16 protein-coding genes and 1 riboswitch are annotated in these 17,852 nt (G+C 73.9%); of the genes, 8 read left to right on the forward strand and 8 right to left on the reverse strand.

Annotated features, from left to right (window positions below; translation table 11 throughout):
- The first annotated feature begins 72 nt into the window (after positions 1–72).
- Entirely contained in the window at positions 73–1,137 is a 1,065-nt protein-coding gene (gene trpD, locus ACFW01_RS25665; protein WP_384506999.1) for an anthranilate phosphoribosyltransferase, read from the forward strand.
- A 99-nt stretch (positions 1,138–1,236) separates the two neighbouring features.
- A riboswitch (SAM riboswitch) is annotated at positions 1,237–1,353 on the forward strand.
- A gap of 146 nt (positions 1,354–1,499) precedes the next feature.
- Entirely contained in the window at positions 1,500–2,873 is a 1,374-nt protein-coding gene (locus ACFW01_RS25670; RefSeq protein WP_234953827.1) for an aminotransferase class V-fold PLP-dependent enzyme, read from the forward strand.
- Here the strand turns inward: ACFW01_RS25670 and ACFW01_RS25675 are convergent.
- The 7 genes from ACFW01_RS25675 to ACFW01_RS25705 all read right to left on the reverse strand — a co-directional run bounded on the left by ACFW01_RS25675 (position 2,807) and on the right by ACFW01_RS25705 (position 9,082).
- Entirely contained in the window at positions 2,807–4,075 is a 1,269-nt protein-coding gene (locus ACFW01_RS25675) for a glycerate kinase (protein ID WP_384507002.1), read from the reverse strand. The genes ACFW01_RS25670 and ACFW01_RS25675 overlap by 67 nt on opposite strands.
- A gap of 11 nt (positions 4,076–4,086) precedes the next feature.
- Positions 4,087–5,502 (reverse strand): SLC13 family permease, encoded by a 1,416-nt coding sequence (locus ACFW01_RS25680; RefSeq protein ID WP_384507005.1) that lies wholly within the window; start codon positions 5,500–5,502, stop codon positions 4,087–4,089.
- Positions 5,503–5,559: 57 nt separating this feature from the next.
- Entirely contained in the window at positions 5,560–6,225 is a 666-nt protein-coding gene (locus ACFW01_RS25685) for a winged helix-turn-helix domain-containing protein (protein WP_234953821.1), read from the reverse strand.
- A 19-nt stretch (positions 6,226–6,244) separates the two neighbouring features.
- Complete coding sequence (locus ACFW01_RS25690) at positions 6,245–7,720, reverse strand: ATP-binding protein (protein WP_384507008.1); 1,476 nt, start codon at positions 7,718–7,720, stop codon at positions 6,245–6,247.
- Positions 7,656–7,955, reverse strand: coding sequence for a small secreted hydrophilic protein (locus tag ACFW01_RS25695; RefSeq protein ID WP_234953817.1), 300 nt, complete (start codon positions 7,953–7,955; stop codon positions 7,656–7,658). The genes ACFW01_RS25690 and ACFW01_RS25695 overlap by 65 nt, the downstream gene beginning before the upstream one ends.
- Positions 7,956–8,042: 87 nt before the next feature.
- Complete coding sequence (locus ACFW01_RS25700; RefSeq protein ID WP_122614980.1) at positions 8,043–8,324, reverse strand: Lrp/AsnC family transcriptional regulator; 282 nt, start codon at positions 8,322–8,324, stop codon at positions 8,043–8,045.
- Positions 8,321–9,082 (reverse strand): rhomboid family intramembrane serine protease, encoded by a 762-nt coding sequence (locus ACFW01_RS25705; RefSeq protein ID WP_384507011.1) that lies wholly within the window; start codon positions 9,080–9,082, stop codon positions 8,321–8,323. The genes ACFW01_RS25700 and ACFW01_RS25705 overlap by 4 nt, the downstream gene beginning before the upstream one ends.
- Positions 9,083–9,239: 157 nt before the next feature.
- On the opposite strand from ACFW01_RS25705, the gene ACFW01_RS25710 reads away from it, so the two are divergent.
- From ACFW01_RS25710 to ACFW01_RS25730, 5 genes are all read left to right on the forward strand, one after another.
- Positions 9,240–9,479 carry a hypothetical protein gene (locus ACFW01_RS25710; RefSeq protein WP_064727475.1) on the forward strand — a complete coding sequence of 80 codons (240 nt, stop codon included), beginning with the start codon at positions 9,240–9,242 and terminating at the stop codon, positions 9,477–9,479.
- A 63-nt stretch (positions 9,480–9,542) separates the two neighbouring features.
- Positions 9,543–10,886 carry an NYN domain-containing protein gene (locus tag ACFW01_RS25715; RefSeq protein WP_384507015.1) on the forward strand — a complete coding sequence of 448 codons (1,344 nt, stop codon included), beginning with the start codon at positions 9,543–9,545 and terminating at the stop codon, positions 10,884–10,886.
- A 231-nt stretch (positions 10,887–11,117) separates the two neighbouring features.
- Positions 11,118–12,158: a C40 family peptidase gene (locus ACFW01_RS25720; protein WP_161328673.1), complete on the forward strand. Its 1,041-nt coding sequence runs from the start codon at positions 11,118–11,120 to the stop codon at positions 12,156–12,158.
- Positions 12,159–12,371: 213 nt separating this feature from the next.
- Positions 12,372–13,406, forward strand: a complete 1,035-nt coding sequence (locus ACFW01_RS25725; RefSeq protein ID WP_384507019.1) for an NlpC/P60 family protein — start codon at positions 12,372–12,374, stop codon at positions 13,404–13,406.
- Positions 13,407–13,477: 71 nt separating this feature from the next.
- A complete protein-coding gene (locus ACFW01_RS25730; protein ID WP_384507022.1) occupies positions 13,478–14,671 on the forward strand; it encodes a hypothetical protein in 1,194 nt (397 codons plus the stop codon).
- Positions 14,672–15,269: 598 nt separating this feature from the next.
- Here the strand turns inward: ACFW01_RS25730 and ACFW01_RS25735 are convergent.
- Positions 15,270–16,511: a glycosyltransferase 87 family protein gene (locus ACFW01_RS25735; RefSeq protein ID WP_384507119.1), complete on the reverse strand. Its 1,242-nt coding sequence runs from the start codon at positions 16,509–16,511 to the stop codon at positions 15,270–15,272.
- Positions 16,512–16,633: 122 nt separating this feature from the next.
- Here ACFW01_RS25735 and ACFW01_RS25740 point away from each other — a divergent pair, with 122 nt between their 5' ends.
- Entirely contained in the window at positions 16,634–17,776 is a 1,143-nt protein-coding gene (locus ACFW01_RS25740; protein WP_384507025.1) for a glycosyltransferase family 4 protein, read from the forward strand.
- Positions 17,777–17,852 lie beyond the last annotated feature (76 nt).

Genomic DNA, 17,852 nt, shown 5'->3' on the forward strand with positions numbered 1-17,852 from the left:
TTCGCCGTGCCCGGGGCTGGATAGGGTGGGACCACACTCCTTCTCCACGATCCACGACCATCAGGAGCGGCCATGAGCGCTGTGACCCCCGCTGGAGGCGACACCGCGGGCGGCCGCTCCTGGCCCGCCCTGCTGAACCGGCTGCTGGACGGCCACGACCTGTCCCAGGACGACACCGCGTGGGCGCTGGACGTGATCATGCGCGGCGAGGCGACCGACGCGCAGATCGCCGGCCTCGCGGTGGGCCTCAGGTTCAAGGGCGAGACCGTGGAGGAGATCTCCGGCCTGGTCCGCACCATGTACGCGCACGCCAACGTCATCGAGGTGCCGGGCGAGACGGTCGACATCGTCGGGACCGGGGGCGACGGTGCGAAGACGGTCAACATCTCCACCATGTCGGCGATCGTCGTGGCCGGCACCGGCGCGAAGGTCGTCAAGCACGGCAACCGCGCCGCCTCCTCGGCCTCCGGGGCCTCCGACGTCCTGGAGAAGCTCGGCGTCAATCTGGAACTGACGCCGCAGCGGGTCGCCGAGGTCGCCGACGAGGCCGGCATCACCTTCTGCTTCGCCGTGAAGTTCCACCCGGCGCTGCGCCACGTGGCCTCGGCGCGCGGCCAGCTCGGCATCCGCACGGTGTTCAACTTCCTGGGCCCGCTGACCAACCCCGCGAAGGTCAAGGCCCAGGCGATCGGCGTCGCCCACGCCCGGATGGCCCCGATCATCGCCGGTGTCTTCGCCGAGCGCGGCCACTCGTCCCTGGTCTTCCGGGGCGACGACGGCCTCGACGAGCTGACCACGACCGCCACCTCCCGGGTCTGGGTGGTGCGCGACGGCCGGGTGACCGAGGAGACCTTCGACCCGCGGGACGTCGGCCTCGACCTGGTGCCGGTCGAGGCCCTGCGCGGCGCCGACGCCTCCTACAACGCCGACGTGGCCCGGCGCCTGCTGAACGGCGAGACGGGCCCCGTGCGGGACGCCGTGCTGCTGAACTCGGCGGCCGCCCTGGTCGCCCTGGAAGGCGGCGAGGGCCCGCTGGCGGAGCGTATCCGGGCCGGCATGGACCTGGCGGCCGAGGCGATCGACTCGGGCGCCGCCAAACGCGCCCTGGACCGCTGGGTGGCCGCCAGCAACGCGTAGGCCCCACCGTGTGACGTGTGACGTGTGACGTGTGACGTGCGTCCCGCGATCCGGACTCGGGTTGCGGGACGCCGATCACTTCCCATAAGTTTTTCGACAGGTCATGAGTGACAGTCATGAGGCCCCGGCCGACTGTCCGGCAACCCTCCGTCCGTGGCGGGGTGCCCCGGGTGAAGACCAGGCCGTGGACAGCAAGGTTCACGGCAAGCGCGGACCCCTCGCGGAACCAGGGGTCCTGGGTCGTCCGAGGGAGTCTCCCGTGAACCAGCGAATGCGATAGGGCCGCAGAGCCCCGCCTCCGCACACCCTTTTCTTCTCTTTCACAGCGCCCTGCTCCGCGCTGGTCCTCACGGGAGTCCGCCATGTCCGTACCCACCGCTGTCGCCACCCCGCTGCCCGTCCTGGGCCGCGACGTCACCGTCCCGCTCGTCACCGGCGGCGAGGTCACCTACGCCGCGCTCGACTACGCCGCCAGCGCCCCCGCGCTCCAGCGGGTCTGGGACGACGTGGCGGCCTACGCCCCGTACTACGGCAGCGTGCACCGCGGGGCCGGGTACCTGTCGCAGCTGTCGACCGACCTGTTCGAGAACGCCCGCGCCACCGTCGCCGACTTCCTCGGCTGCCGCGAGGACGACCAGGTCGTGTTCACCCGGTCCACCACCGACTCCCTGAACCTGCTGGCCGGCGCGCTGCCGGCCGGCTGCCGGGTCTTCGTCTTCGAGACCGAGCACCACGCCTCGCTGCTGCCCTGGAGGGACGCGGACGTGACCTACCTCGACGCCCCCCGCACGCACGCCGAGGCCGTCGAGACGCTGGAGCGCGCCCTCGCCGCCCGTGAGCCGTACGGGCCCGCCCTGGTCTGCGTCACCGGTGCCTCCAACGTCACCGGCGAGCTGTGGCCGGTGCGCGAACTGGCCGCCGCCGCGCACGCGCACGGCGCCCGGATCGTGCTGGACGCCGCCCAGCTCGCCCCGCACCACCCGGTGAGCGTGCGCGACCTCGACGTCGACTGGGTCGCCTTCTCCGGGCACAAGCTGTACGCCCCGTTCGGCTCCGGTGTGCTGGCCGGACGGGCCGACTGGCTGCGCGAGGCCGAGCCGTACCTCGCCGGCGGCGGTGCCAGCCGCAGCGTCACCCGGCGCGCCGACGGCGGTGTGGACGTGCGCTGGCACGAGAGCGCCGCCCGGCACGAGGCCGGGTCGCCCAACGTCATCGGCGCCTACTCGATCGCCTCCGCCTGCAAGGCCCTCACCGAGGCCGGGTTCGGCTCGCTGGTCGCTCGCGAGGAGTACCTGATCGCCAAGGTGCGGGAGGGCCTCGCCGAGGTGCCCGAGGTGCGGATCCTCTCCCTCTTCGGCGACGACGCGCCCCGCGTGGGCGTGCTCTCCTTCGTCGTCGACGGCTGGAACAGCTCCCACTTCGCCGCCGCGCTCTCCGCCGAGTACGGCATCGGGGTGCGCGACGGCCTCTTCTGCGCCCACCCGCTGGTGCGCACCCTGCTCGGCGGCGAGCCCGGGGCGCAGGGCGAGTGCGGCGCCCCGGAGGCGGCGCCGGGGGAGAAGTCTCTCAACGCCATCCGCGTGAGCTTCGGCGCCGGCACCCCGGACGAGCACGTCGAGCGGTTCGTGCACGCCGTCAAGGAGCTGGTCAGCGACGGCGCCCGGTGGAGCTACCGCACCGAGGACGGCCGCTGCGTGCCCGACACCTCCGCCGCCCTGGGCAGCTCCGCCGCCTGAGCCGGCCGGCCCGGCAGCCGCGACCCCAGGAGAACCATCCGCAACGCCCGCTCCGTGGCGTCCGTCAGCAGCTCCGCGGCCTGCAGCAGCGCGTCCGCCAGGGCCATCGGCGCCGGCATGATCCCGTGGCAGGCGTCCACCCCCGGCACCTCGTGGGCGCCCTCGCCGAGCGTGCCGGCCAGGGCGAGGACGGGCCGGCCGTAGCGCTTGGCGCGCCGGGCGACCTCGGCCGGGACCTTGCCGCGCGGCGTCTGGTGGTCCAGGGCGCCCTCGGCGGTGAGCACCAGGTCGGCACGGGCGAGGCGGGCGTCCAGGTCCAGGTGGTCGAGCAGCACGTCGAAGCGGGGCAGCAGCCGGGCGCCGACCGCGGCCAGCCCGGCGCCGAGCCCACCGGAGGCACCGGTGCCGGGACCGCCCCGCAGGTCCGTGCCGACGACCCCGAGGTCGCGGGTGAGGACGCGCGCCCAGTTCTCCAGACCGGCCGACAACTGCTCCACCTGCGCGGGCGTCGCCCCCTTCTGCGGGCCGAACACCCGGGCCACCCCCCGCTCGCCGCACAGCACGTTGTACGGGTTGCAGGCGACGAGCAGCTCGGTGTCCTTCAGGCGGGTGTCCAGGCCGGAGGGGTCGACGCGGGCGAGCCGGACCAGCTCGCCTCCGCCGGGCGGCAGTTCGAACCCGTCCGCGTCCAGCAGCCGCGCCCCGAGCGCCTGGAGCGCACCCGCGCCCCCGTCCGAGGTACCGGAGTCGCCGCAGCCGACCAGGATCCGCCGTACCCCGGTGTCGAGCGCGGCACCGATCAGCTCGCCGACGCCGTACGTGGTCGTCGCGCCGGGGTCGCGCAGGGCGCGGGAGACCAGGGACAGACCCGCGACCGCGGCCATCTCCACCACCGCCGTGTCCCGGCCGCCGAGCAGCGCGAAGTGGGTGCCGACGGGTTCGCCGACCGGGCCGGTGGCGGCCAGCGCGACCAGCCGCCCGCCGGTCGCGGCGGCCAGCGCCACGGCCGTGCCCTCACCGCCGTCGACCAGCGGGATACGGTCGATCTCGGCGGCCGGCAGCACCCGGCGGACACCGGCCGCGATGGCGTCGGCGGCGGCCTGCGCGGACAGGGACTCCTTGAAGCCGCTGGGAGCGACGGCGACGCGGCCCAGCAGGGAGGGGGGTGAGGGCGCTGAGGACAGGGCGAACGTGGCGGACATGGCGAACTCCTTCATCGGGTGACGGGCACGCCGAGCAGCGGCCAGACGGCGGCGGCGAAGAACAGCACGAGCAGGGCGGTCAGCGGGGCCAGAACGGCGGACAGCCGCAGCAGGTCGCGCGGGGTGTAGGTGGGGGTGCCGGGAAGGTCGGAGAAGAGCGTGACCGGCTTGGCGGAGGCCGGCAGCGTGTGGCAGAAGCCGGCCGCGGCGGTCGACGCGAGCGCCGCCGCGACCGGGTTGACCCCCGCGCCGACGGCCGCGGCGATCACCAGCGGGACCAGCACGGACGAGCGGGCCGAGCGGGACTGGAGGACCAGGTGGGCCGCCGTGCTCACCGCGACCACGACCCCGAGGAAGACGGCCGGCGCCACGTGTGCGGGCAGCCCCGACACCAGCCACTTCGCAGCCCCGGAGTCCGCGAGCGCCACGCCCATCGCCATGGTCGCCGCCATGAACAGCAGCAGCGACCAGGGAACCGTCTTCAGCGCGTCCTTGAGCCGTACGGTGCCCAGCGCGGGGGAGGAGGCGACGACCGCCCCGATCAGCGCCACCACGGCGGGCGACACGTGGTGCAGGGGCTCGCTGCACCACAGCGCCACCACCGTGGCCAGCAGCAGGGCGCAGCGCTTCTCCGCCTGCGTCCAGGGGCCGGTGACCGGGCTCTCGCTGTGCCGCTGTATCTCCTCGGCGGTGATGTGGACCGGGCCCTTGCGGTCCGCGCGGCGCGTGGTGGTCAGCAGGACGGTCTCGGCGGCCAGATGGGAGGAGGCCACCGCCAGCGGCAGCCCCAGCAGCAGCCATTGCGTGAACCCGATCCGGTCGCCGGTCGCCTCCCACAGCACCGACACCGTGATCAGGTGCGCGCCCGCGCCGATCAGGGTGGCGACCGCCGACAGCAGGATCACCGTCGGGAACAGCAGCGCCAACATCACCACCAGCCGCTTCCGGTCCGCGAGGGCCTTGGCGAGCGCCAGGAACACCGGCAGCGCGAGCGCCGCCCGGCCCGACGTGGCCGGCACCGCGAACGCGGTCACGACCAGCGCGGCCGTCGTCAGGTGCGTCAACTGCCGTACCGTGCGCGCCCCGCCGACCAGGAACGCCGCCGCCCGCCCGGCGAGCCCGGTCCGCGCCACCGCGGCCGCCAGCACGAAGGCGCAGATCAGCAGCCACACCGTGGCGTCCCCGAGGGTGCCGAAGAGGGTGTCGCTGCTGATCACTCCGGTCGCGGTCAGCGCGAGCCCGGCGCCCAGCGCGATGTACGTGTCGTCGATCGGCGTGCCGATCCAGGCACAGGTCGCCAGCGCGAACACGGCCAGGGTCAGCCGCGCGTCGCCGCCCAGGGCGGGGAAGTTGGCGGGGACCGCCAGCAGCGCGCACAGGGACAGCGCCACGCACAGGGCCGCCGCGAGGCGGAGGTTCAACGTCACGTCATCGAGGGTTCACGGGTGCGGTGAGCCATCGATGAGCGTCACATGAAGGAAACTTCACCAGGCCGGCAGCCGGTACCCCATCCCGCGCACGGTCTCCACCTGCTGCGCCCCGAGCTTCTTGCGCAGCGCCCGCACGTAGACGTCCACGATGTTGGAGCCCGGGTCGAAGTCGTAGCCCCACACGTGCGACAGGATCTGCTCGCGGGAGAGCACCTGCCCCGGATGGCGCAGGAACAGCTCCAGGAGCACGAACTCACGGGCCGTCAGGTCGACCGTGCGTCCCTGGGAACGGGCCCGGCGGGTGCGCAGATCCAGGCTGAGCGCCCCCGACTTCAGCACCGTCACCTCCGGCGCGCGGGCGGCCGTACGCAGCCGCAGCCGCACCCGGGCGAGCAGTTCCTCGAAGCGGAACGGTTTGGTCATCCAGTCGTCGGCGCCGCCCTCCAGGCCGGCCACCGTGTCCCGGACGGAGTCGCGGGCGGTGAGCACGATCACCGGGGTCGTCACCCGGGCCTCGCGCAGCTCGCGCAGGACCGTGAAGCCGTCCCGGCCGGGCAGCCCGATGTCCAGCACGACCAGGTCGAAGCCGCCGGTGAGGGCGTACTCGTAGGCGGCCACGCCGTCGCCGACGGCGGTGGTGGTGAAGCCGTTGGCGCGCAGGCCCTTCTCGACGAAGGAGGCGATGCGCTCCTCGTCCTCGACGATGAGGATGCGGTTCATGGGCGTGCCTCTTCCGAAGTCAGTCCAGTGTCAGTACGAAGGTGGCTCCGCCGCCCTCGGTGGCGCCCAGGCCGACCCGGCCGCCGTGGCCCTCGGCGATCGCCCGGACGATCGACAGTCCGAGCCCGGCGCCCGTGCCGCGCACCCCGCGCCGCGCCGTGCCGCGCCGGAACCGCTCGAAGATCACCTCGGCGTCCTGCGCCTGGACCCCGGGACCGGAGTCGGCGACGTACAGCTCGACGCGGGCGCCGTCGGCGCGGGAGCCGATGCGGATGGTCTGGCCGGTGGTGGTGTGCTGCACCGCGTTCTGCGCGAGCTGCACCATGGCCTGGGTGATCCGCTGGGGGTCGAGCCGGGCCTCTCGGTCGGCGACCTCCGCCAGCACCCAGTCCCGGTCCCCGAGGGTGCGGGCCTTGACGTAGACGTCGGCGGTGAGTTCGGCCAGCTGCACCGGTTCGGGGGTGACGAAGTCGGGGCGTTCGGCCTTGGCGAGCAGCAGCAGGTCCTCGACGATGCGACTCATCCGGTCCAGTTCGTCGGTGACGAGCCGGACGGTCTCCTCGCGCTCGGCGGGCTCGTCGCCCATCAGTTCCAGGTGGCCGCGCACGATGGTGATGGGGGTGCGCAGTTCGTGGCCGGCGTCGTCGACGAACCGGCGCTGGGTGGCGAAGGCGCGCTCCAGCCGGTCCAGCATGGCGTTGAAGGTCTCGGCCAGGGCGGCGACGTCGTCGTGGCCGTGCACCGGGATGCGCCGGGTCAGGTCCTGCTCGGTGAGCTGGGCGGCCGTGGTACGCACCAGGCGCACCGGTTTGAGGATGCGGCCGGCGACCACCCAGGCGATGCCGGTCGTCATCAGCAGGGCGACGCCGGAGATGGCGAGCAGGACGCGGAACACCGCGTCCGCGCGGGCCTGTTCGCGCCCCGGGTGGAAGGCCACCACGAAGGCGGCCGCCGGTTCGCCGCCGTAGCGGGCCACGGTGACCTTGGCCCAGCGGATCTCGCCCTCGGGCCGCTCCAGGGTGCCGGTGGAGTCGGGCGAGGCGTGGATGCGGCGCCGGGCGTCGGCGTCCTCGTGCAGGGGGCGGTCGACGGGGATCTCGCGCTGCTGGATGATCTGGGTGGGCCTGCTGCCCACCTCGCCCACCAGGCCGACCAGTTCCTCGTCCAGGTCGGCGTACTGCCGCTCCAGGAAGACCCGCAGTAGCCGGCCGGGGTCGGTGAAGGGGCGGCCGGTCTCCGGGTCGAACCCCTGCTCCTCGAAGTTGGCGAACTCTCCGGCCTCCTGTGCGAGCAGGCCGTTGATCCGCTGGTCGGTGTCGCGCAGCAGGATCGAGCGGGTGGTCGCCGCCACCGAGGCGAGCGCGACCGCCATCACGAGCAGCAGCCAGAGCAGGATGCGGACCCGGGCCGAGATCCGTCGGCGTTCACGGTCAGCCGTCGGCCCCGTCGTCCCCGGCCCCGTCGTCGCCGCCGTCCCGGCCTCGGTCGTCGTCATCGTCGTCATCCGAAGGGCCGTCCGTCACCGGCGGCCGGGTCACCACCTGGTCGCTGGGCGTGGGCTGGGGCGAGGAGGAGGTGGGTGCGGGGCTGGGGGAGCCGCTCTCCAGCTCCACCTTCGCCGGGACCCTGGGCTCCTTCGGACTGTCGGTGAGGGCGAAACTGGTAGCGGCGATACCGAGGGGAATCAGGACGACGGCGGCGAGTGCCGCCATCCGGCGGGAGAAGACCATACGTCCGATGCTGCGCCCGGTACCCGGTGGTTCCGATGAGTCCCGCATGAAGAACCCTTCATCCGCGACGGCCCGCGGAGCGCCGGCTCAGCTGTCGAGCCCGATGGCGAACGCCGCCTCCAGGTCGTGCTGCGAGTACGTCCGGAACGCGACGTGGGTGTCGGTGCCCTCCACGCCCGGGATCTTGCTGATCCGGCCCGGGATGACGTCGGCCAGGTCCTCGTGCCGGCTCACCCGCACCATGGCGATCAGGTCGTACGTGCCGGTCACGGAGAAGACCTCGCTGACGCTCTCCAGCGCGGCGATCTGCTCCGCGATCTCGGGAATCCGGTCCACGCTGGTCTTGATGAGCACGATCGCGCTGATCACGGCTGGTTCTCTCCCTCGGGGGCCGCCACTGGAACGCCCTTCACTCTAGTCGTACGCCCGAACCGCACCCACGCGAAGCTGAAGCCCAGGCCGAAGCCCACCAGGTGGGCGAGGTACGCCACCCCCGGGCCGTCGCCCGCCCGGCCCGCCGCCATCCACTGCAGGGCCGCCCAGAACGGGAGGACCAGCCAGGCCGGGAAGCGCAGGGGCAGGAAGAAGAGGAAGGGCAGGAGGCTGGTCACCCGGGCGCGGGGGAAGAGGAACAGGAACGCGCCGAGGATCGCGGAGATCGCCCCGGAGGCGCCGACCAGGGTCTGCTGGGAGTGGGCGTTCGCGCCCGCGTAGCCGAGCAGCGCCAGGTAGCCGCAGCCGAGGTAGAACAGGGCGAACTGGAACCGGCCCATGCGTTCCTCGGTCATCGCGCCGAAGACGTACAGGAAGAGCATGTTGCCCAGCAGATGCACCCAGCTGCCGTGGACGAACAGCGCCGTGGCGGGGGTGAGCGCGGAACCGGGGGAGCCCTCGAACAGTTCTGCGGGGATCACGCCCCAGCGCCGGAAGTACGCGCGCTGCGCGGCCAGCAGCTCCTCCCCGGTGCCGTACGCCGGATTGAGGCCCGCCGCCGGGCTGACCAGGAACAGCACACAGCAGAGGGTGATCAGCGTGTACGTCACCGGTGCCGCACGGCCCCGTGGCGTCAGGGCCGTGCCGAGCGTTCGAGCCGTCCCGAGGGCCGTCCTGCTCCAGTCACCGATCATGGACACAGAGCATGACGTAACCGGCCGCAACCGCTCATACCGCCTCGCCGCCGTGGACACGCGGGCGTCGGGTACCCGCCAGGCCGTAGGGTTACGAGCCACACGCACCGGGGGAGCCCGGCGCGTCACCGACACTGGAAGAGAGCGAACAGCCACGATGACGGTTCCCCTGCCGACGGACACGACACGGTGGCGCTGCACCCTGTGCGGCAACCTGACCCGATTCGACGTGACCCGGGCCTCGAAGGTCGTCGAGTACGTCCACCTCGACCTGGCCGGCGAGCCGAAGGTCGAGGAGCGCGAGGTGCTCAGCGAGACCGTCGAGTCGGTGCGGTGCCGCTGGTGCAACGCCGTGGACCAGGTGGAACTCGTGGACAGGCCGGGTGCCGCCTCCTGAGCGGAGCGGTTCCCGCACGAGGCGGTCCCCGGCCGGGACCGCCCTGAGACATGGGGATGACGGATGGTGGAGACACACGACGGGGGGCCGGGCGACGGCGCCGCTGAGGTGCTCGACCGCCCGCTGCCCGACGGCGTGCGCCGCAGAGTCGTGCAGATCGTGTCCGACGGCTTCGGCGGACTCACCCTCGCCGAGCTGCCCGCACAGCTGAGGCAGTACGCCAGGTTCGCCCCCAACCGCAGGGCCAAGTTCGCCGGCAACGCCATGGCCGCCGCCGTGGAGAGCGACCCGCTGTTCCGCCAGCGCATCGGCGAGAAGTTCCGCGACGCCCAGCCGGAGCTGGCCGGCGCCCTGGACGCCGGCTCCCCGCCGCCCGCCGCCGACCCGCTCGACGTGGCCGCCGCGGCCTACGTGCTGCGCCCGCACGGCTGGGTGAAGCTGGTGACCGCCGCCGGCGAGGAGGCGCAGCGCGCGGACGCCGAGCGCGCCGACGAGGAGAGCCGCGCCGAGCTGGAGCGGCTGCACGAGGAGCTGGCCCGGGCCCGGGAGCACACCCGGACGGAGACCGAGCGGCTGCGCGCCGAGCTGGAGTCGGCGAAGAAGGAGACCGAGACGCTCCACCGCAAGCTGCGCTCGGCCCTCAGCGACGTCAAGCGAGGCGAGGCCGCGCTGCGCAAGGTCCAGGCCGAGATGGACACCGTCCGCACCGAGGGCCAGACCCAGGTGTCCGCCGCGGAGAGCGAGTCCCGGCGGCTCAAGACCCGCCTCGCGGAGGCGGAGGCGGCCCTGGAGGCCACCCGCAAGGCCGCCCGCGAGGGGCGCAGCGTCGAGGACATGCGCGTCCGGCTGCTCCTGGACACCCTGCTGGACGCCACCCAGGGGCTGCGCAGGGAGCTGGCGCTGCCCCCGGTGTCCGTGCGGCCCGCCGAGACCGTGGACGCGGTCGAACCCGGCCGGATGACGCCGAAGGACATCGCCGCGCGCGCCCTGTCCGAGAACGACCCCGCCATCCTCGACCAGCTGCTCGCCCTGCCCCAGGCCCACCTGGTCGTCGACGGCTACAACGTCACCAAGACCGGCTATCCGCAGATGCCGCTGGAGAAGCAGCGGCTCAGGCTGCTCGGCCAGCTCTCCCAGCTCGCCGCCCAGACCGGCGCCGAGATGACCTGCGTCTTCGACGGGGCCGAACTGGCGGCGCCGGTGCTGCTCGCGCCGCCGCGCGGGGTGCGGGTGCTCTTCTCCAAGCCCGGCGTCACCGCCGACGAGCTGATCCGCCAACTCGTGCGCGCCGAGCCGCCGGGACGGCCCGTCATCGTCGTCTCGACCGACCGCGAGGTGGCCGACGGCGTGGCGCGCGCCGGCGCACGCCCGGTGGCGTCCGTGGTGCTCCTCAAGCGGCTTTCCTAGCCGCTCGTTCACTTCCGCACCAACCGCAACGTAGGCGCCCTATGCCTGAATTGACGGAACTGTCACGCAACGTAGTGTCAGGCAAGCGTCACTGCAGGTGAGTTGTGACGAAGAACGCGGTGCGTAACCAGGATTTTTCGGCGGAGGATTTGAACTGATCACGAGTGGGTCACTAGGGTCAGCGCTCGAACCCTCGAACGGGTGATCCCTCTCAAGAAGGAGCTCGTCTCCGTGGCGTCCCACCGTCGTCCCAAGCAGCCGAGCCGCACGCGCGTGACCGTGCTCACCACCGCTGCCGCCGCCGCTGTCGCTCTCAGCTCGCAGGCCGCCAACGCCGCGCCGAGCGAGAAGCCGAGCAAGGACGAGGTCAAGGCCAAGGTCGACAAGCTCTACGAGGAGGCCGAGAAGGCCACCGAGAAGTACAACGGCGCCAAGGAGAAGCAGGAGAAGCTCCAGAAGGAGATCTCCACCATCCAGGACAACGTCGCCCGCGGCCAGGAGGAGCTCAACGAGCTGCGCGACGGCCTCGGTTCGATGGCCAGCGCCCAGTACCGCTCCGGCGGCATCGACCCCTCGCTCCAGCTCTTCCTCTCCGCCGACCCGGACAACTACCTGGACAAGGCCTCCACCCTCGACCAGCTCAGCGGTCAGCAGGTCGAGGCGCTGAAGAAGATCCAGGGCAAGCAGCGCGACCTCGCCCAGCAGCGTTCCGAGGCGTCCGAGAAGCTCAAGGACCTCTCCGCCACCCGCACCGAACTGGGCAACAAGAAGAAGGAAGTCCAGGGCAAGCTCTCCTCCGCGCAGAAGCTGCTCAACACGCTCACCGCGAAGGAGAAGGCCGCGCTCGCCGCCGAGGAGCAGCGCGCCACCCGCAGCAGCGAGCGCGAGGTCCTCTCCGGCAAGGGCACCCCCGCCTCCGGCCGGGCCGCCGCCGCCTTCGCCGCCGCCCAGAGCAAGATAGGCACGCCGTACGTCTACGGCGCCACCGGCCCGTCCTCCTTCGACTGCTCGGGCCTGACCTCCTGGGCCTACGCCCAGGCCGGCGTCGGCATCCCGCGCACCTCCGAGGCGCAGACCGGCGCGGGCACCCGGATCTCCTCGATGAGCCAACTCCAGGTCGGCGACCTCGTCTTCTTCTTCAACGACCTGCACCACGTCGGCCTCTACGCCGGCAACGGCCAGGTCCTGCACGCGCCGCGCACCGGTACGGTCGTGCGCTACGAGTCGATGAGCACCATCGGCGGCCCGTTCATGTTCGGCGTGCGGGTCTGACCCGGAGCACGCGCCACCCCTGAACCGCCCTCGCCATGCCGCCCGTTCGGGCGAATCACGGCACGGCCTGTGGACCCCCTGCCCCGCCGGTGACCTGCGTCAGCGGCGGGGCGCCGCCGTGCGCGGCACCCGGAGGTCGTTGGCCGGTACCCCGTCACGGGGTTACTGTCTGCCGCGTTTCCCCGTCCGCCAGCGGAAGGAGTGCGGCTTCCCGTGGGGTCCCATCGCCGCCTTGCACCGTCCGGGTCCGACCGCGGCTCCGCCGCCGCCGTCGGTCTGCTCTCCGTCGCCGCCGCAGTCCTGGGCGCCGTACCGGCCACCGCCGCGCCCACGGCCCCGGCCGCCCCGCGGGACGACCGGCGGGCGGAGGTGGACCGCCTGCACACCGAGGCGGAGCAGGCGACCGAGGCCTACAACAAGGCCGACGCGCGCACCGACGCCCTGCAGAAGGAGGTCGGCACCGCGCAGGACTCGATCGCCCGGCAGCAGGAGCGGATCAACTCCATGCGCGACGCGCTCGGTTCGCTGGCCGGCGCCCAGTACCGCTCCGGGGGCATCGATCCGTCGCTGGCCCTGCTGCTCTCCGCGAACCCGGACGAATACCTGGACCGGGCCTCCGTCCTCGACCGGATCTCCAGCCGCCACGCGGGCGAGCTGCGGGAACTCCAGCGGGCCATGCGCGACCTCGCCCAGGACCGCGCCGAGGCCGCCGGCAAGCTCGCCGAGCTGGAGAAGGGCCGCAAGGCCGTCGCCGCCCACAAGAAGACCGTGGAACGCAAGCTCGCCAAGGCGCGCGCGCTGCTCAACTCCCTCCCGGACGACGAACGCGCGGGCTACGAGCGCGGCTCCCGCTCCGGCCGCGCGGACCTGACCGCCCTCACCGGCGCCGGGGGCCCGGCCTCCGGCCGCGCGGGCGCCGCGTTCGCCGCCGCCCGCTCCGCCCTCGGCAAGCCGTACGTGTGGGGCGCCAACGGCCCCACCGGCTTCGACTGCTCCGGCCTGACCCAGTGGGCGTACGCCCAGGCGGGGGTCGGCCTGCCGCGCACCTCGCAGGCGCAGTCCGGCGCCGGGCAGCGGGTCTCCCTGTCCGAGGCCCGGCCCGGCGACCTCGTGGCCTACCGCGACGACGCCAGCCACATCGGCATGTACGCCGGAAACGGCCAGGTGATCCACGCGCCCTACCCCGGCGCGCCGGTGCGCTACGACCCGGTCGGCATGATGCCGGTCTCCTCGATCACCCGGGTCTGACCCGCCGCGGCACCGGAGTCCGGAGCGCCGCCCTGTGACCCGTACCGCCACGCGCCCGTACGATCGGGAAGGTGGCTGGTCGATGGCGGGTGTCGGGTTCCTCGGTGGTGGTGCTGTGCCTGCTGCTGGCCGCCCTCGTGGCCTGCGGTGGCGGGGTCACCGCCGACCCGGTGCGGGCCGAGGTGCAGAAGGTGCTGGACCGGCGCGCGGCGGCCGTCCTCGGCCATGACCGGGCCGCCTACGCCCGTACGGGCACCGGGACCGGCTTCGGCAACCTGAGCGCGATTCCGCTGGCCGACTGGTCGTACCGGGTGACCGACGTGGACCGCGGCGGCGACACCGCCACCGCCGAGGTCGAGCTGCGCTACCGCGTCGACGGCTACGACCGGGGAGCCGTCACCGCGCACCGCACCGTCGCGCTGAGCCGGGACGGTGCGGACGGGGAGTGGTCCGTCGACTCCGAGCGGCCCGCGAAGGGGTCCGGCCAGCAGCCCTGGGACCAGGGCGCGGTCCGGGTGGTGCGCGGCACGCACAGCCTGGTGCTCGGCGTCGGGCAGTCCACCGGCTCCCTGCGCGCCTTCGCCGGCCTCGCCGACCGGGCGGTGCCCGCCGTCTCCGACGCCTGGGACGGCGACTGGGCACGCCGGGTCGTCGTGCTCGTCCCGCGGTCCGTGGAGGGCATGGCGGGCCTGCTGGGCTCGCCCGCCTCCTCCTACCGGGGCATCGCCGCGGTCACCACGGGGGAGACCGGCGGCCGGGAGCACGCCCCGGCGGACCGGATCATCGTCAATCCCGACGCGTACGGGCTGCTCGGCGACCTCGGCAAGCAGGTCGTGCTCACTCACGAGACCACCCACGTCGCCACCCGCGCCGACACCACCGCCGCCACCCCGCTGTGGCTCTCCGAGGGCTACGCCGACTGGGTCGGCTACCGAGGCAGCGACCGCGACCCCGACGAGGCCGCTCCCGAACTGCACGGCGAGGTGTCCGAGGGCCGGGTGCCCGGCGCACTGCCGACGGACGACGACTTCGGCTTCACCGCCGACGCCGACGGACTGGCCCGCGCCTACGAGGGCGGCTGGCTGGCCTGCCGCATGATCGCCGACCAGTGGGGCGAGGACCGCCTGGACGCGTTCTACCGCGCCGTGGGCACGCACGACGAGCGCGCGGGCGCGGTGGAGGCGGCGATGGACGAGACCCTCGGGACGACACCCGAGGACTTCACGGCGCGCTGGCGGGAGTACCTGCGGAGCGAACTGGGCTGAGGCGCCCCAGGCTCCGTGGGCGGCACGGCTGGGTCGGTCCGAAGCGGCCTGCTCCCCGGGGCCGGGGTGCTCGTCGAGGGGTGGGTGTGGTCGGGGGCTTCGGGGGTGGGGGGTGCCGCGCGGGGGCACGGTGTGACGGCGGAGGGGGCTGTGGGGTGAGCGGGGTGGGCTCGGCTTCGCGGGTGGTGGGGACGTCGGGGCGGGGTCGCGGTGCGGCGGCGGGAGGGACGGTAGGGCGGGCTGGGTGGGCCGCCCGGCTTCGCGGTGGCGGCGCGCGGGGTCACGGTGCGGCGGCGGAGGGGGCTGTGGGGCGAGCGGGGTGGGCCGGCTCGGCTTCGCGGGTGGTGGGGACGTCGGGGCGGGGTCGCGGTGCGGCGGCGGGAGGGGCGGTAGGGCGGGCTGGGTGGGTCGCCCGGCTTCGCGGTGGCGGCGCGCGGGGTCACGGTGCGGCGGCGGAGGGGGCTGTGGGGCGAGCGGGGTGGGCCGGCTCGGCTTCGCGGGTGGTGGGGACGTCGGGGCGGGGTCGCGGTGCGGCGGCGGGAGGGGCGGTAGGGCGGGCTGGGTGGGTCGCCCGGCTTCGCGGTGGCGGCGCGCGGGGTCACGGTGCGACGGCGGGTGTGTCCGTGGGGCGAGGCGTGGTGAGCCGTTCGCCCCGGGCGGCGGGAGTGCGTCGCCGTGTGTCGCGCCACAGGGCGCGGGCCGCGATCAGGGCGGCGGCCACCAGCAGGCCGTTGCGGACGGCCAGGAGCGCGATGCCGAGCGGCGTGCTCGCCACGACGTCGGCGAACAGGACCGGGAACTCCAGCGCCGTCACCGGGGTCGCCGCCAGCACCAGCGCGGTCGGCACCCGCATCCGGGTCGCCCGGCAGCACCGGCAGACCGCCGCGAGGCCGACCAGCCACACCATGTACTGCGGGCTGATCACCCGGCTCGTGACCGTGAACACCAGTACCGCCACGAAGGCCGCGTCCGCCGCCGTGTGCGCCGCGAACCGGGCCGCCCGCAGCCGCCACAGCAGCAGCCAGCCGAAGCCGAGCGCGCTCAGCGCCAGCGCCACCGTGCTCACCGCGCCCACGTACGGGCCGAGGAACTCCACCGAGCCGTAGTTCAGCAGCACCTCGCCCCGCCAGCCGAAGTGCCGGGCGACGTGGAACACCAGCGCCCCCAGCGACTCCACCTCGGTGCCCCGCTCACGCTGGAACGTCAGGAACGCGAACGCCCCCGGCATCGTCACCACGAACAGCGCGGCCAGCCCCGCCCCGCTCACCGCGGCGGCGACCCACGGCCCACGCCCCCGCATCCCGAGCAGCACCAGCGCCGGCCACACCTTCAGCAGCGCCCCGAGCGCGACCAAGGCCCCCGCCACCCGCGGATGCCGCCCCGCGGCCAGCAGCGCGGCCACCGCGACGGCGGTGACCATCACGTCGTAGCGGGCGTACACCGTCGGGCCGAGCAGCGGCACGCCCACCACCCAGACCCACGCCCCGCGCGGCGAGCGCCCCGCGCCCCGGCCCGCGTGCCGCAGCAGCGCCAGCACGGCCAGATCCACGGCACAGGCCAGGACGAAGAAGGCCGTGGCGTACGTCAGGAAGGGCAGCAGCCCGGGGGAGAGGACCGCGAAGGCCGCCGCCGGCGGGTACTGCCAGGTGACGTCGTCCAGCGGAAACGTTCCGGTGCGCAGGATCTCGCACCAGCCCCGGTAGATGACGGACACGTCGCTGGTGACGTCCGGACCGGGGAAGACCAGGACCTTCAGCACGAACAGCAGCAGCAACAGCCGTGTGGCGCCCCAGGCCGTCAGCAGCCACCGCGGTGACCGCCCCTCGTCCCTCGTCTCCACGTGCTCCCTGCCCGTCCGCGTCCGCCCTGCCGGTGCGGCCATGATGACCCGGACACCTGTGCGTCTGCCACAGGACGCGGCCGGGCCCCGGCCCGCACGGAGGGTTCGGTAGGGTCGGCGGCGTGCGCAAGACCTTGATCGTGACGAACGACTTCCCGCCCCGTCCGGGCGGCATCCAGGCCTTCCTGCACAACATGGCGCTGCGCCTGGACCCCGAGCGGCTGGTCGTCTACGCGTCCACCTGGAAGCGGAGCCGCGAGGGCGTCGAGGCCACCGCCGCCTTCGACGCCGAGCAGCCCTTCACCGTCGTAAGGGACCGTACGACGATGCTGCTGCCGACACCGGGCGCGACCCGGCGCGCGGCCGGACTGCTCCGCGAGCACGGCTGCACATCGGTGTGGTTCGGCGCGGCCGCACCCCTCGGCCTGATGGCGCCGGCGCTGCGCCGGGCGGGTGCCGAGCGCCTCGTCGCCACCACCCACGGCCACGAGGCGGGCTGGGCCCAGCTGCCCGCCGCCCGGCAGCTGCTGCGCCGTATCGGGGAGTCGACCGACACCCTCACCTACCTCGGCGAGTACACGCGCTCGCGCATGGCGGACGCGCTCACCCCGGCGGCCGCCGCACGGATGACGCAGCTGCCGCCCGGCGTCGACGAGAAGACCTTCCACCCGGACAGCGGCGGCGACGAGGTCCGCGCCCGCCTCGGCCTGACCGAGCGCCCCGTCGTGGTCTGCGTCTCACGCCTGGTCCCGCGCAAGGGCCAGGACACCCTGATCCGGGCCATGCCCCGCATCCTCGCCGCCGAGCCGGACGCCGTCCTGCTGATCGTCGGCGGCGGCCCCTACGAGAAGGACCTGCGCCGCCTCGCCGAGGACACCGGCGTCGCCGCCTCCGTGCACTTCACGGGCGCGGTGCCCTGGTCCGAGCTGCCCGCGCACTACGGCGCCGGCGACGTCTTCGCCATGCCCTGCCGCACCCGCCGTGGCGGCCTCGACGTCGAGGGCCTCGGCATCGTCTACCTGGAAGCCTCCGCGACCGGCCTCCCCGTCGTCGCCGGCGACTCCGGCGGCGCCCCGGACGCGGTACTCGACGGCGAGACGGGCTGGGTGGTCCGCGGCGACTCGCACGACGACACGGCCGACCGCGTCATCACCCTCCTGGCCGACCCCGAACTCCGCCACCGCATGGGGGAGCGGGGCCGCGCCTGGGTCGAGGAGAAGTGGCGCTGGGACCTCCTGGCAGAACACCTGAAGGCGCTGCTGTAGCGCGGGGTAACTGCGCGCCCTTCAGGGGCGCGGGGAACTGCGCGACCAGCCGCAGCGAACCCGCACCCGCCCACGG

It is taken from the genome of Streptomyces sp. NPDC058985, assembly GCF_042740985.1.
In the GTDB taxonomy this organism is placed as follows: domain Bacteria; phylum Actinomycetota; class Actinomycetes; order Streptomycetales; family Streptomycetaceae; genus Streptomyces.

Bases quoted from the DNA above. Each gene is read 5' to 3' on its own strand.
- trpD (WP_384506999.1), top strand. From the start codon at position 73: ATGAGCGCTGTGACCCCCGCTGGAGGCGACACCGCGGGCGGCCGCTCC.
- ACFW01_RS25670 (WP_234953827.1), top strand. From the start codon at position 1,500: ATGTCCGTACCCACCGCTGTCGCCACCCCGCTGCCCGTCCTGGGCCGC.
- ACFW01_RS25675 (WP_384507002.1), bottom strand. From the start codon at position 4,075: ATGTCCGCCACGTTCGCCCTGTCCTCAGCGCCCTCACCCCCCTCCCTG.
- ACFW01_RS25685 (WP_234953821.1), bottom strand. From the start codon at position 6,225: ATGAACCGCATCCTCATCGTCGAGGACGAGGAGCGCATCGCCTCCTTC.
- ACFW01_RS25690 (WP_384507008.1), bottom strand. From the start codon at position 7,720: ATGACGACGACCGAGGCCGGGACGGCGGCGACGACGGGGCCGGGGACG.
- ACFW01_RS25695 (WP_234953817.1), bottom strand. From the start codon at position 7,955: ATGGTCTTCTCCCGCCGGATGGCGGCACTCGCCGCCGTCGTCCTGATT.
- ACFW01_RS25705 (WP_384507011.1), bottom strand. From the start codon at position 9,082: ATGATCGGTGACTGGAGCAGGACGGCCCTCGGGACGGCTCGAACGCTC.
- ACFW01_RS25710 (WP_064727475.1), top strand. From the start codon at position 9,240: ATGACGGTTCCCCTGCCGACGGACACGACACGGTGGCGCTGCACCCTG.
- ACFW01_RS25715 (WP_384507015.1), top strand. From the start codon at position 9,543: ATGGTGGAGACACACGACGGGGGGCCGGGCGACGGCGCCGCTGAGGTG.